The organism is Paraburkholderia phenazinium (assembly GCF_900142845.1).
GTDB lineage: Bacteria > Pseudomonadota > Gammaproteobacteria > Burkholderiales > Burkholderiaceae > Paraburkholderia > Paraburkholderia phenazinium_A.
The window spans coordinates 3,466,330-3,489,663 of the sequence record NZ_FSRU01000002.1; the positions used below are offsets into that span (position 1 = coordinate 3,466,330).

A 23,334-nucleotide genomic window follows, 5' to 3' on the forward strand; every position below is an offset into this window, starting at 1 on the left:
TGTTTCTGCGGTGGCTGCGCTAACCGATCACCCCTGGGTATCAAGACAGATGAAGTTATCTGTGTATGACTGGGGGATTAGCTCAGCTGGGAGAGCACCTGCTTTGCAAGCAGGGGGTCGTCGGTTCGATCCCGTCATCCTCCACCAATCCTCAATGCTGGTTTGTCTGCAGCGAACATTGAAAGATGTTTGCGGTGCAGTGAAACAAGCATTGGCGATTGAGCCAGTCAGAGTGATACGCGGTTATAGCAACCGCGATATCGGCTGTCGTTCTTTAACAATCAGGAAGAAGTAGTAAAGAGATTCACGAAAGATCACTTAGAGATGGGTGGTTGAGTAGGTGAATCAGGGTTGTGATTGTATCAATGTATTTTTAAGTGATCGAAAGATTGCTTTGGAATACGGCGCAACACGAATACTCAACCTGTAGCGGTTGTGGCAAGCGTTGCATTCCCAGTGGATGCGACAGGAGACACACCCGTTATAGGGTCAAGCGAACAAGTGCATGTGGTGGATGCCTTGGCGATCACAGGCGATGAAGGACGCGGTAGCCTGCGAAAAGCTACGGGGAGCTGGCAAACGAGCTTTGATCCGTAGATGTCCGAATGGGGAAACCCACTCCGAATGGAGTATCCATGACTGAATACATAGGTCATGCGAAGCGAACGCGGCGAACTGAAACATCTAAGTAGCCGCAGGAAAAGAAATCAACCGAGATTCCCAGAGTAGTGGCGAGCGAAATGGGACCAGCCTGTACTCTTTATCTTCATTGTTAGTCGAAGGCTCTGGAAAGTGCCGCCATAGCAGGTGATAGCCCTGTAGACGAAAGCAGCGAGGAAGAACTAGGTGTACGACAAGTAGGGCGGGACACGTGAAATCCTGTCTGAAGATGGGGGGACCATCCTCCAAGGCTAAATACTCGTGATCGACCGATAGTGAACCAGTACCGTGAGGGAAAGGCGAAAAGAACCCCGGGAGGGGAGTGAAACAGATCCTGAAACCGCATGCATACAAACAGTCGGAGCCTCGCAAGGGGTGACGGCGTACCTTTTGTATAATGGGTCAGCGACTTACATTCAGTGGCAAGCTTAACCGATTAGGGCAGGCGTAGCGAAAGCGAGTCCGAACAGGGCGTTCAGTCGCTGGGTGTAGACCCGAAACCAGGTGATCTATCCATGGCCAGGATGAAGGTGCGGTAACACGTACTGGAGGTCCGAACCCACTAACGTTGAAAAGTTAGGGGATGAGCTGTGGATAGGGGTGAAAGGCTAAACAAACCTGGAAATAGCTGGTTCTCTCCGAAAACTATTTAGGTAGTGCCTCGTGTATCACCTTCGGGGGTAGAGCACTGTCATGGTTGAAGGGTCCATTGCGGATTACTTCGCCATAGCAAACTCCGAATACCGAAGAGTGCAATCACGGGAGACAGACATCGGGTGCTAACGTCCGGTGTCAAGAGGGAAACAACCCAGACCGCCAGCTAAGGTCCCCAAATATTGCTAAGTGGGAAACGAAGTGGGAAGGCTAAAACAGTCAGGAGGTTGGCTTAGAAGCAGCCATCCTTTAAAGAAAGCGTAATAGCTCACTGATCGAGTCGTCCTGCGCGGAAGATGTAACGGGGCTAAGCAATATACCGAAGCTGCGGATGCACATTTATGTGCATGGTAGGAGAGCGTTCCGTAAGCCTGCGAAGGTGCATTGAAAAGTGTGCTGGAGGTATCGGAAGTGCGAATGCTGACATGAGTAGCGATAAAGGGGGTGAAAGGCCCCCTCGCCGTAAGCCCAAGGTTTCCTACGCAACGTTCATCGGCGTAGGGTGAGTCGGCCCCTAAGGCGAGGCAGAAATGCGTAGCTGATGGGAAGCAGGTTAATATTCCTGCACCATTGTTAAATGCGATGGGGGGACGGATCGCGGAAGGTTGTCCGGGTGTTGGAAGTCCCGGTCGCTGCATTGGAGAAGGTGCTTTGGCAAATCCGGGCACGGAATTCAAGGGTGTGGCGCCATTCACTTAGGTGAAGAAGCAACTGAAAGTGGTTCCAAGAAAAGCCTCTAAGCTTCAGTTTAACAAGACCGTACCGCAAACCGACACAGGTGGGCGAGATGAGTATTCTAAGGCGCTTGAGAGAACTCGGGAGAAGGAACTCGGCAAATTGGTACCGTAACTTCGGGATAAGGTACGCCCCTGTAGCCTGACTGGCCTGCGCCAGAAGGGTGAAGGGGTTGCAATAAACTGGTGGCTGCGACTGTTTAATAAAAACACAGCACTCTGCAAACACGAAAGTGGACGTATAGGGTGTGACGCCTGCCCGGTGCCGGAAGATTAAATGATGGGGTGCAAGCTCTTGATTGAAGTCCCGGTAAACGGCGGCCGTAACTATAACGGTCCTAAGGTAGCGAAATTCCTTGTCGGGTAAGTTCCGACCTGCACGAATGGCGTAACGATGGCCACACTGTCTCCTCCCGAGACTCAGCGAAGTTGAAGTGTTTGTGATGATGCAATCTCCCCGCGGCTAGACGGAAAGACCCCATGAACCTTTACTGTAGCTTTGCATTGGACTTTGAACCGGTCTGTGTAGGATAGGTGGGAGGCTTTGAAGCGTGGACGCCAGTCTGCGTGGAGCCAACCTTGAAATACCACCCTGGTTTGTTTGAGGTTCTAACCTTGGCCCGTAATCCGGGTCGGGGACAGTGCATGGTAGGCAGTTTGACTGGGGCGGTCTCCTCCCAAAGTGTAACGGAGGAGTACGAAGGTACGCTAGGTACGGTCGGAAATCGTGCTGATAGTGCAATGGCATAAGCGTGCTTAACTGCGAGACCGACAAGTCGAGCAGGTGCGAAAGCAGGTCATAGTGATCCGGTGGTTCTGTATGGAAGGGCCATCGCTCAACGGATAAAAGGTACTCTGGGGATAACAGGCTGATACCGCCCAAGAGTTCATATCGACGGCGGTGTTTGGCACCTCGATGTCGGCTCATCTCATCCTGGGGCTGTAGCCGGTCCCAAGGGTATGGCTGTTCGCCATTTAAAGAGGTACGTGAGCTGGGTTTAAAACGTCGTGAGACAGTTTGGTCCCTATCTGCCGTGGGCGCTGGATATTTGAAGGGGGCTGCTCCTAGTACGAGAGGACCGGAGTGGACGAACCTCTGGTGTACCGGTTGTCACGCCAGTGGCATCGCCGGGTAGCTATGTTCGGAAGAGATAACCGCTGAAAGCATCTAAGCGGGAAACTCGCCTTAAGATGAGATATCCCCGGGGCTTCGAGCCCCTTGAAGGGTCGTTCAAGACCAGGACGTTGATAGGTCAGGTGTGGAAGCGCAGTAATGCGTTAAGCTAACTGATACTAATTGCCCGTAAGGCTTGATCCTATAACAGGTGTGTCTTGTGGTTCGGATGAACCCCGCACACGGTTGAGTGATCACGTGTTGTGCCAGAAACAACACAACCCCAACCGCTTCACCCTCTGGTGGCATCACCAGAAACTACTTCTTCCCGATTGGCTGTATTGCTCCATGAGCAGTGCGGCAACAAGTCATGCCTGATGACCATAGCGTGTCGGTACCACCCCTTCCCATCCCGAACAGGACCGTGAAACGACTCCACGCCGATGATAGTGCGGATTACCCGTGTGAAAGTAGGTAATCGTCAGGCTCCCTAGCAGCAAGCACAAACCCCACCCAACAAAGGTGGGGTTTGTGCGTTTACGGAAACGCTTATAAGTGAGAGCTGTCGGGTTTGAGCGGTCAAGCAACGCTTGACATTGTAGTGCTCTTCCCCCATAATCATCAGTTCTCTGCGGAGGGGTGCCCGAGTGGCTAAAGGGGGCAGACTGTAAATCTGTTGGCTTACGCCTACGTTGGTTCGAATCCAACCTCCTCCACCAGAATGCATGCTGAAGTAGTAGTTGGGAATCGAAAAGATCCTTGCGGGTGTAGCTCAATGGTAGAGCAGAAGCCTTCCAAGCTTACGACGAGGGTTCGATTCCCTTCACCCGCTCCAGTAACGAAGATGTAGCGCCCATGTGGCTCAGTGGTAGAGCACTCCCTTGGTAAGGGAGAGGTCGGCAGTTCGATCCTGCCCATGGGCACCAGAAGTACTCGGTGATTGTTTGCGCGCGGCGCAACGTACGGATAATCCTCTTAGGAGTCGAAAATGGCCAAGGGTAAGTTTGAGCGGACCAAGCCGCACGTGAACGTCGGCACGATCGGTCACGTTGACCACGGCAAGACCACGCTGACGGCAGCGATCACGACGGTGCTGACCGCGAAGTTCGGCGGCGAAGCGAAGGCGTATGACCAGATCGACGCAGCGCCGGAAGAAAAGGCGCGCGGCATCACGATCAACACGGCGCACGTCGAGTACGAAACGGCTAACCGGCACTACGCGCACGTTGACTGCCCGGGCCACGCTGACTATGTGAAGAACATGATCACGGGCGCGGCACAGATGGACGGCGCAATCCTGGTGTGCTCGGCCGCTGACGGCCCGATGCCGCAAACGCGTGAGCACATTCTGCTGGCGCGTCAGGTTGGCGTTCCGTACATCATCGTGTTCCTGAACAAGTGCGACATGGTGGACGACGCTGAGCTGCTGGAGCTGGTCGAGATGGAAGTTCGCGAACTTCTGTCGAAGTACGACTTCCCGGGCGACGACACGCCGATCATCAAGGGTTCGGCCAAGCTGGCGCTGGAAGGCGACAAGGGCGAGCTGGGCGAAGTGGCGATCATGAACCTGGCCGACGCGCTGGACACGTACATCCCGACGCCGGAGCGCGCAGTTGACGGTGCGTTCCTGATGCCGGTGGAAGACGTGTTCTCGATCTCGGGTCGTGGCACGGTGGTGACGGGCCGGGTTGAGCGCGGTGTGGTGAAGGTCGGCGAAGAAATCGAAATCGTCGGTATCAAGCCGACGGTGAAGACGACCTGCACGGGCGTGGAAATGTTCCGCAAGCTGCTGGATCAAGGTCAGGCAGGCGACAACGTGGGTATCCTGCTGCGCGGCACGAAGCGTGAAGACGTGGAGCGTGGCCAGGTTCTGGCGAAGCCGGGTTCGATCAACCCGCACACGCACTTCACGGCAGAAGTGTACGTGCTGAGCAAGGACGAGGGCGGCCGTCACACGCCGTTCTTCAACAACTACCGTCCGCAGTTCTACTTCCGTACGACGGACGTGACGGGCTCGATCGAGCTGCCGAAGGACAAGGAAATGGTCATGCCGGGCGACAACGTGTCGATCACGGTGAAGCTGATCAACCCGATCGCGATGGAAGAAGGTCTGCGCTTCGCCATCCGTGAAGGTGGCCGTACCGTCGGCGCAGGTGTCGTTGCCAAGATCCTCGAGTAAGCCAGCCAGTACTCGTTGATTAGAAGTTTCGGGGTTGGCGGTGTCGTCAACCCCAAAATGGTTTAGGGGTATAGCTCAACTGGCAGAGCGTCGGTCTCCAAAACCGAAGGTTGGGGGTTCGATTCCCTCTGCCCCTGCCAACTCTCGCGCCGTATAGGGCGCTCGTTAAGGTGTTATGGCGAATCCTTCCGTCGAAACTGTAAATACCTCCGGCGACAAGCTGATGCTCGCTGCGGGTGTATTGTTGGTCTTGGCCGGGTTCGTGGGGTTCTTCTGGCTGGGTAGCCAGGAATGGTACGTCCGCGGAGCCGCCTTGGCTGTTGGCGTCATCGCGGGTGTTGCAGTCGGACTTCTCTCCGCGCCCGGTAAGGGTTTCATCGCATTCGCCAAGGACTCGTACAAAGAAGTCCGCAAGGTTGTCTGGCCGACTCGTAAAGAGGCGACGCAAACAACTCTCGTGGTGTTCGCTTTCGTGTTCATCATGGCGGTGTTTCTCTGGATTTGCGACAAATCCATTGAATGGGCGATTTTCTCGGCGATTCTGGGTTGGAAATGATATGAGCGATACTCCGGCATCCCCGAGTGGAAAACGTTGGTACGTGGTGCACGCCTACTCCGGCATGGAGAAGAGCGTGCAACGTGCGCTTCAGGAGCGCATCGAGCGTGCAGGCATGCAGGACCAGTTCGGCCAGATCCTGGTGCCGACTGAAGAGGTGGTAGAAGTCAAAGGCGGTCACAAGTCGGTGACCGAGCGTCGTTTCTTCCCGGGCTACGTGCTCGTCGAGATGGAAATGACCGATGAAACGTGGCACCTCGTGAAGAACACGGCAAAGGTGACAGGTTTCGTGGGCGGTGCGCGCAATCGTCCTAGCCCGATTTCCCCGCGGGAAGTCGAGAAGATCATGTCGCAGATGCAGGAAGGCGTTGAGAAGCCGCGCCCGAAGACCCTGTTCGAGGTCGGCGAGATGGTTCGCGTCAAGGACGGTCCGTTCACGGATTTCAACGGCAGCGTCGAGGAAGTGAACTACGAAAAGTCGCGCGTCCGTGTATCTGTCACCATTTTCGGTCGTGCAACACCGGTCGAGCTGGAATTCGGTCAGGTCGAAAAGTTGTAATCAGGATTCTGCGGAGCGCGCCTAACGGCGCGTTCCGTATTTCGCGCTTACGGTCCGCGTAATGGCCGTTGAGGAGCGTCAGTAGCCAGCTTTAGGCGAACGCGCGCTACTACTCACTGAACGTCCGCACGTAGTCGTGCAACGTTCCAACGAGGTTTTCAACATGGCAAAGAAAATCATCGGCTTTATCAAGCTGCAGATTCCTGCAGGTAAAGCCAACCCGTCGCCGCCGGTCGGTCCGGCACTGGGCCAGCGTGGCCTGAACATCATGGAGTTCTGCAAGGCGTTTAACGCGCAGACTCAAGCAATGGAACCGGGTCTGCCGATTCCGGTCGTGATCACCGCCTTCGCCGACAAGAGCTTTACGTTCGTTCTGAAGACGCCGCCGGCTACGGTTCTGATCAAGAAGGCAGCGAAGATCGATAAGGGTTCGGCAAAGCCGCACACCGACAAGGTCGGCAAGATCACGCGCGCTCAAGCTGAAGACATCGCTAAGGCCAAGATGCCCGATCTGACGGCAGCTGACCTGGATGCAGCGGTCCGTACGATCGCTGGTAGCGCCCGCTCGATGGGCATCACCGTGGAGGGCGTGTAAATGGCTAAGCTTTCGAAGCGTCTGCAAGCATTTGCAAACAAGGTTGATCGCCAGAAACTGTACGCGATCGACGAAGCGCTGTCGCTCGTGAAAGAGTGCGCAAGCGCGAAGTTCGACGAGTCGATCGACGTTGCTGTGCAACTCGGCATCGACGCGAAGAAGTCGGACCAAGTGGTTCGTGGCTCGGTCGTGCTGCCGGCTGGTACCGGTAAGTCGGTCCGCGTGGCTGTGTTTGCCCAAGGCGAAAAGGCTGAGCAGGCTCGTGCAGCCGGCGCCGAAATCGTCGGTATGGAAGACCTGGCTGAACAAGTCAAGGCCGGCAACCTGAACTTCGATATCGTGATCGCTTCGCCGGACACGATGCGCGTTGTCGGTACGCTCGGTCAGATCCTCGGCCCGCGTGGCCTGATGCCGAACCCGAAGGTCGGCACCGTCACGGCTGACGTCGCGACGGCTGTGAAGAACGCCAAGGCTGGTCAGGTGCAATTCCGTGTCGACAAGGCCGGTATCATCCACGCCACCATCGGCCGTGCTTCGTTCGAGCCGACGGCTCTGCGCAGCAACCTGGCTGCTCTCGTCGAAGCGCTGCAAAAGGCGAAGCCGGCAACGAGCAAGGGTGTGTACCTGCGTAAGGTCGCGCTGTCGAGCACGATGGGCGTTGGCGTTCGCGTCGACCAGGCATCGCTCGCAGCACAGTAAGAAATTCATCGCCTCGATGCGAATCGAGGCGGTTTTATGGGCTTTGGGCGGTCGCAAGATGGCAGTTTGCATGTTGCGGCCGGTTGTCAAAGACCGTTGGCGGGAAAGCAGCAGGTAGGCCGACCCTTAATGTAAAGCCAACGCAGATGGCGAACCCGAAAAGGTTTTGTAGTGATGAAGCCGTTGGTTGTCTGCAGCAATGTAGACGGTGAGCGGAAGAAATACTCCTGACTGGTCGGACGCCGTTATTGAACGCGGTACACAAAGCGCACGCTGCGTGTATCGAATCTGGAGGTTAACCGTGCCACTTAACAAAGAAAGCAAGCAGGCCGTCGTCGCTGAGGTTGCCGCGCAAGTCGCGAAAGCCCAGACCGTGGTTCTGGCTGAGTATCGTGGAATCGCGGTTGGCGATCTGACCAAGCTGCGCGCGAAAGCGCGTGAGCAACAGGTTTACCTTCGTGTGTTGAAGAACACGCTGGCGCGCCGCGCTGTCGAAGGTACCCCGTTTGCTCCGCTGGCAGAGCAGATGACTGGCCCCCTGATCTACGGCATCTCGGAAGATGCAATTGCTGCTGCTAAGGTCGTCAACGACTTCGGCAAGAGCAATGACAAGTTGGTCATCAAGGCTGGTTCCTACGAAGGCAAGGTGATGGACAAGGCTGGCGTGCAAGCGCTGGCAAACATCCCGAGCCGCGAAGAACTGCTCTCCAAGCTGTTGTACGTTATGCAAGCACCTGTTTCCGGCTTTGCGCGCGCTCTGGCCGCGCTGGCAGAAAAGAAACAAGGCGAAGAAACCGCTGCGTAACGCACTTCAGCCGAGCGTGATTGATCGCTGGCTGTATCCGAATTCAATTTAGGAGTATTTCAAATGGCAATCGCAAAAGAAGACATCCTCGAAGCGGTAAGCTCGATGTCGGTTCTGGAACTGAACGAGCTGGTTAAGGCGTTCGAAGAAAAGTTTGGCGTGTCGGCAGCTGCTGTCGCAGTGGCAGGCCCGGCTGGCGCAGCTGCGGCTGTTGCTGAAGAGCAAACCGAATTCACGGTCAACCTGACGGAAGTCGGCGCGAACAAGGTTTCGGTCATTAAGGCTGTTCGTGAACTGACGGGTCTCGGCCTGAAGGAAGCGAAGGATCTGGTTGACGGTGCACCGAAGCCTGTTAAGGAAGCGGTACCGAAGGCTGCAGCTGAAGAAGCCAAGAAGAAGCTGGAAGAAGCCGGCGCGAAAGCTGAAATCAAGTAAGTTTCGGCGCGCTGTGCGAAGGCTGGCGGTTTCCCACCGCCGGCCTTTTTGTGCTTTGTGGGCAGTACGTTTTTGCACGGTGGTTTCGGCAAAAGCGTAACCCTAGAGGCCAAAGAAAACCGCCTTTCGGCAACATTGACCGGCGTTTCTCTTTGTCTTCTGAAGCGACTGCAGAAGGCAAGTTTGGTCGGGTAGCGGGCAACATAGGCATCCGCTGCCGTCAGCCAGCGGTTGGTAGCGGCCAACCACCAAGCTTCTAGGCTCGTTCAAGCCATCGGACGGCCATCGGGTCTCAGTCGGTGAACACTCGGGTTGTCTCATCAAGGTATCCTGCCTCGACAACAATGCCCGCCGTGATTCGGAGATCGTATGCAATATTCCTTCACCGAGAAGAAGCGTATTCGCAAGAGTTTCGCGAAGCGCCCCATCGTTCACCAAGTACCTTTCCTGCTGGCTACCCAGCTTGAATCATTCAGCACGTTTCTGCAAGCCGACACGTCCTCGACGCAACGCAAGCCGGAAGGCCTGCAAGCGGCGTTTACGTCCGTTTTCCCCATTGTTTCTCACAACGGCTTCGCCCGTCTAGAGTTCGTCAGCTACATGCTGTCGCCGCCGGCATTCAACATCAAGGAATGTCAGCAGCGCGGTTTGACGTACTGCTCGGCACTGCGCGCGAAGGTGCGCCTTGTGCTGCTCGACAAGGAATCGCCGAGCAAGCCGGTCGTCAAGGAAGTGAAGGAGCAGGAAGTGTACATGGGCGAAATTCCGCTCATGACGCCGACCGGTTCGTTCGTCATCAACGGTACGGAACGTGTGATCGTTTCGCAGTTGCACCGCTCGCCTGGCGTGTTCTTCGAACACGACAAGGGCAAGACGCATAGCTCGGGCAAGCTGCTGTTTTCGGCACGTATCATTCCTTACCGTGGTTCGTGGCTCGACTTCGAATTCGATCCGAAGGACGTGCTGTACTTCCGCGTCGACCGCCGCCGCAAGATGCCGGTCACGATCCTGCTGAAGGCCATCGGCCTCACGCCGGAACAGATCCTCGCAAACTTCTTCGTGTTCGACAATTTCACGCTGATGCCGGAAGGCGCGCAGATGGAATTCGTGCCGGAGCGTCTGCGTGGTGAAGTCGCGCGCTTCGACATCACGGACCGTGACGGTAACGTGATCGTCCAGAAGGACAAGCGGATCAACGCCAAGCACATTCGCGACCTCGAAAACGCGAAGACGAAGTTCATTTCGGTCCCCGAAGACTATCTGCTTGGCCGCGTGCTGGCGAAGAACGTCGTCGACGGCGATACCGGTGAAGTCATCGCCAACGCGAACGACGAAATCACCGAAACCGTCCTCGAAAAGCTGCGCGAAGCGAAGATCAAGGACATCCAGACGCTCTACACGAACGATCTGGATCAAGGTCCGTACATCTCGTCGACGCTGCGTATCGACGAAACCGCGGACAAGATGGCCGCTCGCATCGCCATCTACCGCATGATGCGTCCGGGCGAACCGCCGACCGAAGAAGCGGTCGAGGCGCTGTTCAACCGTCTGTTCTACAGCGAAGACGCGTACGACCTGTCCAAGGTGGGTCGTATGAAGTTCAACCGCCGTGTCGGCCGCGACGAAATCGTCGGCCCGATGACGCTGCAAGACGACGACATCCTCGCGACGATCAAGATTCTGGTCGAACTGCGTAACGGCAAGGGCGAAGTGGACGACATCGACCACTTGGGCAATCGCCGTGTGCGTTGTGTCGGCGAACTGGCGGAAAACCAGTTCCGCGCCGGTCTCGTGCGTGTGGAACGTGCGGTGAAGGAACGTCTGGGTCAGGCTGAAAGCGAAAACCTGATGCCGCACGACCTGATCAACTCGAAGCCGATCTCGTCGGCGATTCGCGAGTTCTTCGGTTCGTCGCAGCTGTCGCAGTTCATGGACCAGACCAACCCGCTGTCGGAAATCACCCACAAGCGCCGTGTTTCGGCTCTTGGCCCGGGCGGTCTGACGCGTGAGCGCGCTGGCTTTGAAGTCCGCGACGTGCACCCGACCCACTATGGCCGTGTGTGCCCGATTGAAACGCCGGAAGGTCCGAACATTGGCCTGATCAACTCGCTCGCACTGTACGCGCACCTGAACGAATACGGCTTCCTCGAAACGCCGTATCGCAAGGTCGTGGACAGCAAGGTGACGGATCAGATCGACTATCTGTCGGCCATCGAAGAAGGCCGTTACGTGATCGCTCAGGCGAACGCGGCTGTGGCTGCTGACGGCTCGCTGACCGACGAACTGGTGTCGTCGCGTGAAGCCGGTGAAACGCTGATGGTTACGCCGGACCGCATCCAGTACATGGACGTGGCGCCGTCGCAGATCGTTTCGGTGGCAGCCTCGCTGATTCCGTTCCTCGAGCACGATGACGCGAACCGCGCTTTGATGGGTTCGAACATGCAGCGTCAGGCTGTGCCGTGCCTGCGTCCTGAAAAGGCAGTGGTCGGTACGGGTATCGAACGCACGGTGGCAGTCGACTCGGGTACGACGGTTCAGGCATTCCGCGGTGGCGTGGTGGATTACGTCGACGCGGGCCGTATGGTGATCCGCGTGAACGACGATGAAGCCGCTGCTGGCGACGTCGGCGTGGACATCTACAACCTGATCAAGTACACGCGTTCGAACCAGAACACGAACATCAACCAGCGCCCGATCGTGAAGGTCGGCGACATCGTGTCGCGCGGCGACGTGCTGGCTGACGGTGCATCGACCGACCTCGGCGAACTGGCTCTCGGCCAGAACATGCTGGTCGCGTTCATGCCGTGGAACGGCTACAACTTCGAAGACTCGATCTTGATCTCGGAGAAGGTGGTTGCCGACGACCGTTACACGTCGATCCACATCGAAGAGCTGAACGTCGTTGCTCGCGATACGAAGCTCGGACCGGAAGAAATCACGCGCGACATCTCGAACCTGGCTGAAGTGCAACTCGGCCGTCTCGATGAGTCGGGCATCGTCTACATCGGCGCGGAAGTCGAAGCGGGCGACGTGCTGGTCGGTAAGGTGACGCCGAAGGGCGAAACCCAGCTGACGCCGGAAGAAAAGCTGCTGCGTGCGATTTTCGGTGAGAAGGCTTCGGACGTGAAGGATACGTCGCTGCGCGTGCCGTCCGGCATGAGCGGCACGGTCATCGACGTGCAAGTGTTCACGCGTGAAGGCATCCAGCGCGACAAGCGTGCTCAGCAGATCATCGACGATGAACTGAAGCGCTATCGCCTCGACCTGAACGACCAGTTGCGTATCGTGGAAGGCGACGCGTTCCAGCGTCTCGCCCGTATGCTCGTCGGCAAGGTCGCGAACGGCGGTCCGAAGAAGCTCGCGAAGGGTACGAAGATCGAACAGGCTTACCTGGAAGATCTCGACCACTACCACTGGTTCGACATCCGCCTCGCGGACGAAGAAGCAGCGGCACAGCTCGAAGCCATCAAGGACTCGATCGAACAGAAGCGTCACCAGTTCGACCTGGCGTTCGAAGAAAAGCGCAAGAAGCTTACCCAGGGCGACGAACTGCCGCCGGGCGTGCTGAAGATGGTCAAGGTGTATCTGGCAGTCAAGCGCCGCCTGCAGCCTGGCGACAAGATGGCCGGCCGTCACGGTAACAAGGGTGTGGTGTCGAAGATCGTTCCGATCGAAGACATGCCGTACATGGCCGATGGCCGTCCGGCTGACGTCGTGCTGAATCCGCTCGGCGTGCCGTCGCGGATGAACGTGGGTCAGGTTCTCGAAGTGCATCTGGGTTGGGCCGCGAAGGGTCTCGGCTGGCGCATCGGCGAAATGCTGCAGCGTCAGGCGAAGATCGCTGAACTGCGCGAATTCCTGATCAAGATCTACAACGAGTCGGGCCGCGCCGAAGAGCTGGACAGCTTCACGGACGACGAAATCGTCGAACTGGCGAAGAACCTGCGCGAAGGCGTTCCGTTTGCTACGCCGGTGTTTGACGGTGCAACGGAAGAAGAAATGTCGCGCGCGCTGGATCTGGCGTTCCCGGACGACATCGCGAAGCAGCTCGGCATGACGCCGTCGAAGAACCAGGTGCGTCTGTATGACGGCCGCACGGGTGAGATGTTCGAACGGACGGTGACGGTCGGCTACATGCACTACCTGAAACTGCACCACTTGGTCGACGACAAGATGCACGCGCGTTCCACGGGCCCGTACTCGCTCGTGACGCAGCAGCCGTTGGGCGGTAAGGCGCAGTTCGGTGGCCAGCGTTTCGGTGAAATGGAAGTGTGGGCGCTCGAAGCGTACGGCGCATCGTACGTGCTGCAGGAAATGCTGACGGTGAAGTCGGACGACGTGACTGGCCGGACCAAGGTCTATGAGAACCTGGTCAAGGGCGATCACGTGATCGACGCCGGCATGCCGGAATCCTTCAACGTGCTGGTGAAGGAAATCCGCTCGCTGGGCATCGACATCGACCTCGACCGCAACTAATCGGACTACGGAGAGAAAGCAATGAAAGCTCTGCTCGATCTATTCAAGCAAGTCCAACAAGAAGAAGTTTTTGACGCAATCAAGATCGGTCTGGCCTCGCCGGACAAGATCCGTTCGTGGTCGTTCGGTGAAGTGAAGAAGCCGGAAACCATCAACTACCGGACGTTCAAGCCGGAACGCGATGGCCTGTTCTGCGCGAAGATTTTCGGGCCGATCAAGGACTACGAATGCCTGTGCGGCAAGTACAAGCGCCTGAAGCACCGTGGCGTGATCTGCGAGAAGTGCGGCGTTGAAGTTACGCTGGCAAAGGTGCGTCGCGAACGGATGGGCCACATCGAACTGGCCTCGCCGGTTGCGCACATCTGGTTCCTGAAGTCGCTGCCGTCGCGTCTGGGCATGGTGCTCGACATGACGCTGCGCGACATCGAACGCGTGCTGTACTTCGAAGCCTACGTGGTGATCGATCCGGGCATGACGCCGCTGAAAGCGCGGCAGATCATGACGGAAGAGGATTACTACAACAAGGTCGAAGAGTACGGCGACGAATTCCGCGCTGAGATGGGCGCGGAAGGCGTGCGCGAACTGCTGCGCGCAATCAACATCGACGAACAGGTCGAGATGCTCCGCACCGAACTCAAGAACACGGGTTCGGAAGCGAAGATCAAGAAGTACGCAAAGCGCCTGAAGGTACTCGAGGCTTTCCAGCGTTCGGGCATCAAGCCTGACTGGATGGTGCTCGAAGTGCTGCCGGTGCTGCCGCCGGAACTGCGTCCGCTGGTGCCGCTGGACGGCGGTCGTTTCGCGACGTCGGACCTGAACGACCTGTATCGCCGCGTGATCAACCGTAACAACCGGTTGAAGCGTCTGCTCGAACTGAAGGCGCCTGAAATCATCGTCCGCAACGAAAAGCGGATGCTGCAGGAAGCCGTCGATTCGCTGCTCGATAACGGCCGTCGCGGTAAGGCCATGACCGGCGCGAACAAGCGTCCGCTGAAGTCGCTCGCTGACATGATCAAGGGTAAGGGCGGTCGTTTCCGTCAGAACTTGCTCGGTAAGCGTGTGGACTACTCGGGCCGTTCGGTGATCGTGGTCGGCCCGACGCTCAAGCTGCATCAGTGCGGTCTGCCGAAGCTGATGGCGCTCGAACTGTTCAAGCCGTTCATCTTCAACAAGCTCGAAGTGATGGGTGTCGCTACCACCATCAAGGCCGCGAAGAAGGAAGTCGAGAACCAGACGCCGGTGGTGTGGGACATCCTCGAAGAGGTGATCCGCGAACATCCGGTCATGCTGAACCGTGCGCCGACGCTGCACCGTCTTGGCATTCAGGCTTTCGAGCCGGTGCTGATCGAAGGTAAGGCAATCCAGTTGCACCCGCTCGTTTGCGCGGCGTTCAACGCCGACTTCGACGGTGACCAGATGGCCGTGCACGTGCCGCTGTCGCTCGAAGCGCAGATGGAAGCGCGTACGCTGATGCTGGCGTCGAACAACGTCCTGTTCCCGGCCAACGGCGATCCGTCGATCGTGCCGTCGCAGGATATCGTGCTCGGTCTGTACTACGCGACCCGCGAAGCTGTGAACGCCAAGGGCGAAGGCCTGACGTTCACGGGCGTCTCGGAAGCGCTGCGTGCGTACGAGAACAAGGAAGTCGAGCTGGCCTCGCGCGTCAACGTGCGGATCACGGAAATGGTCCACAACGAAGACAAGTCGGAAGGTGCACCGAAGTTCGTGCCGAAGATCACGCTGTATGCGACGACCGTCGGCCGTTCGATCCTCTCGGAAATTCTGCCGCCGGGCCTGCCGTTCTCGGTGCTGAACAAGCCGCTGAAGAAGAAGGAAATTTCGCGTCTGATCAACACCGCATTCCGCAAGTGCGGTCTGCGTGAAACGGTGATTTTCGCCGACCAGTTGATGCAGTCGGGTTTCCGTCTGGCAACGCGCGCGGGTATTTCGATCTGCGTGGACGACATGCTCGTGCCGCCGCAGAAAGAACAGATCGTCGGCGACGCCGCGAAGAAGGTGAAGGAATACGACCGTCAGTACATGTCGGGTCTCGTTACCTCGCAAGAGCGCTACAACAACGTGGTCGACATCTGGTCGGCAACGTCGGAAGCGGTCGGCAAGGCGATGATGGAACAGCTCTCGACGGAGCCGGTGGTCGATCGCGACGGCAACCAGACGCGTCAGGAGTCGTTCAACTCCATCTACATGATGGCCGACTCGGGTGCGCGTGGTTCCGCAGTTCAGATTCGTCAGCTGGCCGGTATGCGTGGCCTGATGGCGAAGCCGGACGGCTCGATCATCGAGACGCCGATTACGGCGAACTTCCGCGAAGGCCTGAACGTGTTGCAGTACTTCATCTCGACCCACGGTGCACGTAAGGGTCTGGCTGATACGGCACTGAAGACGGCAAACTCGGGTTACCTGACGCGTCGTCTCGTCGACGTGACGCAGGATCTGGTGGTGGTCGAGGACGATTGCGGTACGTCGAACGGCGTCGCCATGAAGGCGTTGGTCGAAGGCGGTGAAGTCGTCGAAGCCCTGCGTGACCGTATCCTGGGTCGCGTGGCGGTGGCTGACGTCGTCAACCCGGAATCGCAGGAAACGCTGTACGAAGCGGGCACGTTGCTCGACGAAGACGCGGTCGAAGAAATCGAACGCCTCGGCATCGACGAAGTGCGCGTGCGTACGCCGCTGACTTGCGAAACGCGTTACGGCCTGTGCGCAGCCTGCTACGGCCGCGACCTGGGCCGCGGCTCGTCGGTCAACGTCGGCGAGGCAGTGGGCGTGATCGCTGCTCAGTCGATCGGTGAACCGGGCACGCAGCTGACGATGCGTACGTTCCACATTGGTGGTGCGGCATCGCGTGCGGCAGTGGCCTCGTCGATCGAAGCCAAGTCGAACGGTACGGTGCGTTTCACGTCGACGATGCGTTACGTGACGAATGCGAAGGGCGAGCAGATCGTCATCTCGCGTTCGGGCGAAGCGATGATCACCGACGACCACGGCCGTGAGCGTGAACGTCACAAGGTGCCGTACGGTGCGACGCTGTTGCAACTGGACGGCGCGCAGATCAAGGCCGGCACGCAACTGGCCACGTGGGATCCGATGACGCGTCCGATCATCACCGAGTACGGTGGTACGGTGAAGTTCGAAAACGTCGAAGAAGGCGTGACGGTTGCCAAGCAGATCGACGATGTGACGGGTCTCTCGACGCTGGTCGTGATCGACGTGAAGCGCCGCGGTTCGCAAGCGTCGAAGACGGTGCGTCCGCAGGTCAAGCTGCTCGATGCGAACGGCGAAGAAGTCAAGATCCCGAACACCGAGCATTCGGTGCAGATTGGCTTCCAGGTCGGCGCTCTGATCACCGTGAAGGACGGTCAGCAAGTGCAGGTGGGTGAAGTGCTCGCACGTATCCCGACCGAATCGCAGAAGACGCGTGACATTACCGGCGGTCTGCCGCGTGTGGCGGAACTGTTCGAAGCACGTTCGCCGAAGGACGCAGGTATCCTGGCGGAAGTCACGGGTACGACGTCGTTCGGTAAGGACACGAAGGGCAAGCAGCGTCTCGTTATCACGGACCTCGAGGGCAACCAGCACGAGTTCCTGATCGCGAAGGAAAAGCAGGTTCTGGTGCACGATGGTCAGGTCGTCAACAAGGGCGAAATGATTGTCGACGGGCCGGCGGATCCGCACGACATCCTGCGTTTGCAGGGCGTCGAAGCGCTGTCGCGTTACATCGTGGACGAAGTGCAGGACGTGTACCGTCTGCAAGGCGTGAAGATCAACGACAAGCACATTGAAGTGATTGTTCGCCAGATGTTGCGCCGCGTGCAGATTACGGACAACGGCGATACGCGTTTCATCCCGGGCGAACAGGTCGAGCGGTCGGATATGCTCGACGAGAACGACCGTATGATCGCGGAAGACAAGCGTCCGGCAACCTACGAAAACGTCTTGCTCGGTATCACGAAGGCGTCGCTGTCGACCGATTCGTTCATCTCTGCGGCGTCGTTCCAGGAAACGACCCGCGTGCTGACCGAAGCGGCGATTATGGGCAAGCGCGACGATCTGCGCGGTCTGAAGGAAAACGTGATCGTCGGCCGTCTGATTCCGGCCGGTACGGGTCTCGCGTTCCACAAGGCACGCAAGAGCAAGGAACTGTCCGACCGCGAGCGTTTCGATCAGATCGCAGCGGAAGAGGCATTCGACTTCGGCACACCGGAAACCCCGGCAGCCGAGCAGCAGCACTCAGGCGAGTAAGTCCCCGCGGCGCAAGCCGCTCGGGCTCACCAGCTAGCGAAGCCGCTCAGTTTCGACTGAGCGGCTTTTTTTTGCCGACAGGAGTGAGTGCTTTAGCACTGACTCCTGTCCCATGTACGGCGGTCGTGTTTGTCGCGCTTTCTTTCGCCGATTTATAGGCCGATTGGCTAACGTTGCGGGAAAGCGCGGGCGCAGCGCGAATGCGTTGGTAAAATTCGTGTCACCGGCATCACGCTGCTTCTCTCAAATTCATGTCCCGTCCGCTCGAAATCCTCAACGAAGTATTTGGCTATCCCGCGTTCCGAGGGCAGCAAGGCGAAATTGTCGAGCACGTCGCCGGCGGCGGAGATTGTCTCGTGCTGATGCCAACGGGCGGTGGGAAATCGCTGTGTTACCAGATTCCGTCGCTCGTGCGCCGGGAGGCAGGACTCGGCGCCGGCATCGTCGTGTCGCCTTTGATCGCGCTGATGCAGGATCAGGTCGCGGCGCTCAAGGAAGTCGGCGTGCGGGCGGCGTATCTGAATTCGACGCTGTCCGGCCCCGAAGCCGCCGCAACCGAGCGTGCGTTGCGCGAGGGCGAGATCGATCTTCTCTATGTCGCGCCGGAGCGGTTGATGACGTCGCGCTTCCAGGAGCTGCTGGAGCGTACGCGCATCGGCCTCTTCGCCATTGATGAAGCGCATTGCGTATCGCAATGGGGACACGATTTCCGGCCCGAATATATTCAGCTGTCGGTGCTGCACGAGCGTTTTCCGAATGTGCCGCGCATCGCGCTCACCGCGACTGCCGACGCGATCACGCGGGACGAGATCATCCACCGCCTGGCGCTGGACGACGCGCGAGTCTTTGTCTCCAGCTTCGATCGGCCGAACATCCGCTATCGCATCGTCGAAAAGGACAATGCGCGCACGCAACTGCTCGACTTCATTCGCGCAGAACACTCGAAGCCTGACGGCACGACCGATGCCGGTGTGGTCTATTGCCTGTCGCGCCGGAAGGTGGAAGAAACCGCGGAGTGGCTCAAAGAAAAGGGCATGCGGGCGCTCCCTTACCACGCGGGCATGGAGTTCGAGATTCGCCAGAAGCATCAGGAGATGTTCCAGCGCGAGGAGGGCATCGTGATGTGCGCGACGATCGCCTTTGGCATGGGTATCGACAAGCCGGACGTGCGCTTTGTCGCCCACCTCGATTTGCCGAAGAGCGTGGAAGGGTACTACCAGGAAACCGGCCGCGCAGGCCGCGACGGTATGCCGGCCAACGCATGGATGGCCTATGGCCTTGGCGACGTGGTGCAACAGCGCAAGATGATCGACGAGTCCGACGCGGACGATGCCCACAAGCGCGTACAGACCGGCAAGCTCGACGCGCTGCTTGGCCTGTGCGAAGCAGCGACGTGTCGCCGCGTGCGCCTGCTCAACTATTTCGGCGAAACGAGCAAACCCTGCGGCAATTGCGATACGTGCCTCGAGCCGCCCGACACGTGGGATGCCACGCGTGAGGCGCAAATGGCGCTGTCCTGCGTGTTTCGCGCGCAGCGGGCGAGCGGATTTCACTTTGGCGCAGGGCATCTGATCGACATCCTGCGCGGCAACCGCAGCGAGAAGATCCTGCAACGCGGCCACGAGAAGCTGACCACCTTCGGCATTGGCGCCGCGCTCGGCGAGCCCGAGTGGCGTGCCATCTTCCGTCAGCTCGTGGCGTTCGGTTATCTGACGGTCGACCATGAGGGCTACGGATCGCTGGTGCTCACCGAGGCGAGCAAGGCGGTGCTCAAAAGCGAACAGAACGTCACCATGCGCCGCTACGTGAAGCCCACGCGCACGCGCCAGTCGTCCGGGCGCACCAGCGAGCGCGCCGATCCAACCATCGGCATGGGGCCGCGCGAACGGGCCCGTTGGGACCGCTTGCGCGCCTGGCGCACGGAGACGGCGAAGACCGATGGCGTGCCGGCTTATGTCATCTTCCACGACGCCACGCTGGCGGAAATCGCCCGCAACGGCCCCGGTTCGATCGAAGATCTGCGCGGCATCCCGGGTATGGGTGCGCGCAAACTGGATCGCTTCGGCTGGGAATTGCTGGAAGTGGTGAGTGCCGACTAGGTGCTTGCAGGTCCCGGAAGCGTCAAATCCTTGCAACCTGTTGACTCGCTTAGCATTTTCGGAATATTATGCTAGGTTCCGGTTCTTGGAATGCCGTTGAGCGGGGCAAACGCAAGTGAGCTCGCGCGCTGGCAATTCGCACCGGAAGTTCGATGCGCAATCGTTTCTGCTTTGCCCAGAAAGATTTGCGTCGATTTTGTTCAATTTCAGGAATAAACAATGCCAACCATCAATCAACTGGTTCGCAAAGGCCGCGCTTCGGAAACAGTGAAGAGCAAGAGCCCGGCTTTGCAGGACTGCCCCCAGCGTCGCGGCGTGTGCACCCGTGTGTACACCACGACGCCGAAGAAGCCGAACTCGGCACTTCGTAAGGTCGCCAAGGTGCGCCTGACGAACGGCTTCGAAGTCATTTCGTACATCGGTGGTGAAGGCCACAACCTGCAGGAACACTCGGTCGTGCTGATTCGCGGCGGTCGTGTGAAGGACTTGCCGGGTGTGCGTTACCACATGGTTCGCGGCTCGCTGGATACCCAGGGCGTCAAGGATCGTAAGCAAGCTCGCTCGAAGTACGGTGCGAAGCGCGCAAAAGCCGGCAAGTAATTAGCCGGTCGAGCAGTTTAGGTCGCCTGCAAAGGCGGTATTAGCGGTGGTGCCGGAATCGCCGGTGCTGTCGAGTAAGTGGTCACCCGACCAGGCTGGTAAGTCGTTAGAGATGAATCGGGTTAGTTGGTGGCCGCGGAGCTAAAAAATAGCTCCAACTGAAAAGTCAAAGGAAGAAACATGCCGCGTCGTCGCGAAGTCCCCAAGCGGGAAGTGTTGCCGGATCCGAAGTTCGGTAACGTAGATGTAGCCAAGTTCATGAACGTGCTGATGCTCTCCGGCAAGAAGTCGGTTGCCGAGCGTATCGTGTACGGCGCTTTTGAACAGATCCAGACCAAGGGTGGCAAGGACCCGCTGGAAGTGTTCACGGTAGCGCTCAACAACGTGAAGCCGGTGGTCGAAGTGAAGAGCCGTCGCGTTGGTGGTGCGAACTATCAGGTTCCGGTCGAAGTGCGTCCGTCGCGTCGTATGGCATTGGCGATGCGTTGGTTGCGCGAAGCTGCGAAAAAGCGCAGCGAGAAGTCGATGGCCCTGCGTCTGGCAGGTGAGCTCTCCGAAGCGGCCGAAGGCCGTGGCGGCGCGATGAAGAAGCGCGACGAAGTTCACCGGATGGCAGAAGCCAACAAGGCGTTCTCGCACTTCCGTTTCTAAGCTTCCCGACCCCGGGTTAGCCGAAGAAATCGGGAAGAAATTCCGGGCGGGTGCGCTTATAAAGCGCCTCGCCCGTTTGTGTTACAGCGCGATGGGTACTTCTCGCATCGCGTTATCCCCATAGAGGATCAAAGTGGCTCGCAAGACACCTATCGAGCGCTACCGCAACATCGGTATTAGCGCTCACATCGACGCCGGCAAAACGACGACGACCGAGCGCATTCTGTTCTACACCGGCGTGAACCATAAGATTGGTGAAGTTCACGACGGCGCTGCCACCATGGACTGGATGGAGCAGGAACAGGAACGCGGCATTACTATCACGTCCGCTGCTACCACGGCCTTCTGGAAAGGCATGGCTGGCGACCGCGCTGAGCACCGCATCAACATCATCGACACCCCGGGCCACGTTGACTTCACGATTGAAGTCGAGCGCTCGATGCGCGTGCTCGACGGTGCGTGCATGGTTTACTGCGCAGTGGGCGGCGTGCAGCCGCAGTCGGAAACCGTGTGGCGCCAGGCTAACAAGTACAAGGTTCCCCGTCTCGCGTTCATCAACAAGATGGACCGTACCGGCGCGAACTTCTTCAAGGTCTACGACCAGCTCAAGCTGCGTCTGAAGGCCAACCCGGTTCCGGTCGTAGTGCCTATCGGCGCTGAAGAAACGTTCACGGGTGTGGTCGATCTGCTGAAGATGAAGGCGATCATTTGGGACGACGCGTCCCAGGGCACCAAGTTCTCGTACGAAGAAATCCCCGCAGAACTCGTCGATTCGTGCAACGAATGGCGCGAAAAGATGGTCGAAGCTGCGGCTGAGTCGAACGAAGAGCTGATGAACAAGTACCTCGAAGAGGGCGAGCTCACGGAAGAGGAAATCGTCAAGGGTCTGCGCGACCGTACGATCGCTTGCGAAATCCAGCCGATGCTCTGCGGTACCGCGTTCAAGAACAAGGGCGTGCAACGGATGCTGGACGCCGTGCTCGACTTCCTGCCGTCGCCGATCGACATCCCGCCGGTTACCGGTGAGCTGGAAAACGGTGAAAAGGGTGAGCGCCGCGCTGCCGACGACGAAAAGTTCTCGGCACTGGCATTCAAGATCATGACCGACCCGTTCGTCGGCCAGCTGATCTTCTTCCGCGTGTACTCGGGTGTGGTGAATTCCGGCGACACGGTGCTGAACGCGACGAAGGACAAGAAGGAACGTCTGGGTCGTATTCTGCAGATGCACGCAAACCAGCGCGAAGAAATCAAGGAAGTGCGCGCGGGCGACATCGCTGCGGCAGTCGGCCTGAAAGACGCAACGACCGGCGATACACTGTGCGATCCGCAAAGCCCGATCGTGCTCGAACGCATGATTTTCCCGGAGCCGGTGATTTCGCAGGCTGTTGAGCCGAAGACGAAGCCCGACCAGGAAAAGATGGGTCTGGCGCTGAACCGTCTGGCTCAGGAAGATCCGTCGTTCCGCGTGCAAACGGACGAAGAGTCGGGTCAAACCATCATTTCGGGCATGGGCGAGCTCCACCTCGAAATTCTGGTCGACCGGATGAAGCGTGAATTCGGCGTCGAAGCAACGGTTGGCAAGCCGCAGGTTGCCTACCGCGAAACGATCCGCGGCAAGGCGGAAGACGTCGACGGCAAGTTCGTCAAGCAGTCGGGTGGTCGCGGCCAGTATGGTCACGCGGTCATCACGCTCGAGCCGAACGAGCAAGGCAAGGGCTACGAGTTCCTGGACGAGATCAAGGGCGGTGTGATTCCGCGTGAATACATCCCGGCAGTCGACAAGGGTATCCAGGAAACGCTGAAGGCTGGCGTGCTGGCAGGCTTCCCGGTCGTTGACGTGAAGGTTCACCTGACGTTCGGTTCGTACCACGATGTTGACTCGAACGAAAACGCGTTCCGCATGGCCGGTTCGATGGCGTTCAAGGAAGCAATGCGCAAGGCAAGCCCGGTCATCCTCGAACCGATGATGGCTGTGGAAGTCGAAACGCCGGAAGACTACATGGGCAACGTGATGGGCGATCTGTCGGGCCGTCGCGGTATTGTTCAGGGCATGGAAGACATGATTGGCGGCGGCAAGATCGTTCGCGCCGAAGTGCCGCTGTCGGAAATGTTCGGCTATTCGACGTCGCTGCGTTCGCTGAGCCAAGGTCGTGCAACGTACACGATGGAGTTCAAGCATTACTCGGAAGCACCGCGCAACGTGTCGGAAGCGATCATCAACGCGAAGTCGAAGTAAGCGCGCGGCAAGTCATTCAACG

Annotated in this window: 13 protein-coding genes, 5 tRNA genes and 2 rRNA genes; all 20 read left to right on the forward strand. The window is 58.4% G+C overall.

Translation table 11 applies throughout. The annotated features are described in order from the left end of the window. Nucleotides 1–71 precede the first annotated feature (71 nt). The 20 genes from BUS12_RS32575 (at nt 72) to fusA (ending at nt 23,312) form a co-directional block, all read left to right on the forward strand. Nucleotides 72–147 (forward strand) — tRNA-Ala (locus BUS12_RS32575). Between the two features lie 340 nt (nt 148–487). Next, nucleotides 488–3,366: ribosomal RNA gene (locus tag BUS12_RS32580) — 23S ribosomal RNA — on the forward strand. 169 nt (nt 3,367–3,535) lie between these two features. Then, nucleotides 3,536–3,649: ribosomal RNA gene (rrf, locus tag BUS12_RS32585) — 5S ribosomal RNA — on the forward strand. A gap of 146 nt (nt 3,650–3,795) precedes the next feature. After that, nucleotides 3,796–3,881, forward strand: a tRNA-Tyr gene (locus BUS12_RS32590). A 42-nt stretch (nt 3,882–3,923) separates the two neighbouring features. Then, nucleotides 3,924–3,997: transfer RNA gene (locus BUS12_RS32595), tRNA-Gly, on the forward strand. A 16-nt stretch (nt 3,998–4,013) separates the two neighbouring features. Further along, nucleotides 4,014–4,088 (forward strand) — tRNA-Thr (locus BUS12_RS32600). A 62-nt stretch (nt 4,089–4,150) separates the two neighbouring features. Continuing rightward, nucleotides 4,151–5,341, forward strand: coding sequence for an elongation factor Tu (tuf, locus tag BUS12_RS32605; protein WP_074262708.1), 1,191 nt, complete (start codon nt 4,151–4,153; stop codon nt 5,339–5,341). A gap of 64 nt (nt 5,342–5,405) precedes the next feature. After that, nucleotides 5,406–5,481 (forward strand) — tRNA-Trp (locus BUS12_RS32610). A 35-nt stretch (nt 5,482–5,516) separates the two neighbouring features. Beyond that, nucleotides 5,517–5,897, forward strand: coding sequence for a preprotein translocase subunit SecE (secE, locus tag BUS12_RS32615; RefSeq protein ID WP_074301410.1), 381 nt, complete (start codon nt 5,517–5,519; stop codon nt 5,895–5,897). Nucleotide 5,898: 1 nt separating this feature from the next. Next, entirely contained in the window at nt 5,899–6,456 is a 558-nt protein-coding gene (nusG, locus tag BUS12_RS32620) for a transcription termination/antitermination protein NusG (RefSeq protein ID WP_007180147.1), read from the forward strand. A gap of 163 nt (nt 6,457–6,619) precedes the next feature. Further along, complete coding sequence (gene rplK, locus BUS12_RS32625; protein ID WP_074262715.1) at nt 6,620–7,051, forward strand: 50S ribosomal protein L11; 432 nt, start codon at nt 6,620–6,622, stop codon at nt 7,049–7,051. Next, nucleotides 7,052–7,750, forward strand: coding sequence for a 50S ribosomal protein L1 (gene rplA, locus BUS12_RS32630; RefSeq protein ID WP_074301411.1), 699 nt, complete (start codon nt 7,052–7,054; stop codon nt 7,748–7,750). A 301-nt stretch (nt 7,751–8,051) separates the two neighbouring features. After that, on the forward strand, nt 8,052–8,555 hold the full coding sequence (gene rplJ, locus BUS12_RS32635) for a 50S ribosomal protein L10 (RefSeq protein WP_074301412.1): 504 nt from the start codon (nt 8,052–8,054) through the stop codon (nt 8,553–8,555). 63 nt (nt 8,556–8,618) lie between these two features. Continuing rightward, nucleotides 8,619–8,990, forward strand: a complete 372-nt coding sequence (rplL, locus tag BUS12_RS32640) for a 50S ribosomal protein L7/L12 (RefSeq protein ID WP_035554731.1) — start codon at nt 8,619–8,621, stop codon at nt 8,988–8,990. 369 nt (nt 8,991–9,359) lie between these two features. Next, nucleotides 9,360–13,466, forward strand: a complete 4,107-nt coding sequence (gene rpoB, locus BUS12_RS32645) for a DNA-directed RNA polymerase subunit beta (protein WP_074301413.1) — start codon at nt 9,360–9,362, stop codon at nt 13,464–13,466. Nucleotides 13,467–13,487: 21 nt separating this feature from the next. Continuing rightward, nucleotides 13,488–17,726, forward strand: a complete 4,239-nt coding sequence (gene rpoC / locus BUS12_RS32650; RefSeq protein ID WP_074301414.1) for a DNA-directed RNA polymerase subunit beta' — start codon at nt 13,488–13,490, stop codon at nt 17,724–17,726. Between the two features lie 251 nt (nt 17,727–17,977). Further along, complete coding sequence (recQ, locus tag BUS12_RS32655; protein WP_074301415.1) at nt 17,978–19,825, forward strand: DNA helicase RecQ; 1,848 nt, start codon at nt 17,978–17,980, stop codon at nt 19,823–19,825. A 219-nt stretch (nt 19,826–20,044) separates the two neighbouring features. Further along, the gene (gene rpsL, locus BUS12_RS32660) at nt 20,045–20,425 is read left to right on the forward strand and encodes a 30S ribosomal protein S12 (protein WP_035935550.1); all 381 of its coding nucleotides are present in this window, start codon (nt 20,045–20,047) and stop codon (nt 20,423–20,425) included. 180 nt (nt 20,426–20,605) lie between these two features. Continuing rightward, a complete protein-coding gene (rpsG, locus tag BUS12_RS32665) occupies nt 20,606–21,076 on the forward strand; it encodes a 30S ribosomal protein S7 (protein ID WP_006053291.1) in 471 nt (156 codons plus the stop codon). Nucleotides 21,077–21,209: 133 nt separating this feature from the next. Next, complete coding sequence (gene fusA, locus BUS12_RS32670) at nt 21,210–23,312, forward strand: elongation factor G (RefSeq protein WP_074301416.1); 2,103 nt, start codon at nt 21,210–21,212, stop codon at nt 23,310–23,312. Nucleotides 23,313–23,334: the final 22 nt, after the last annotated feature.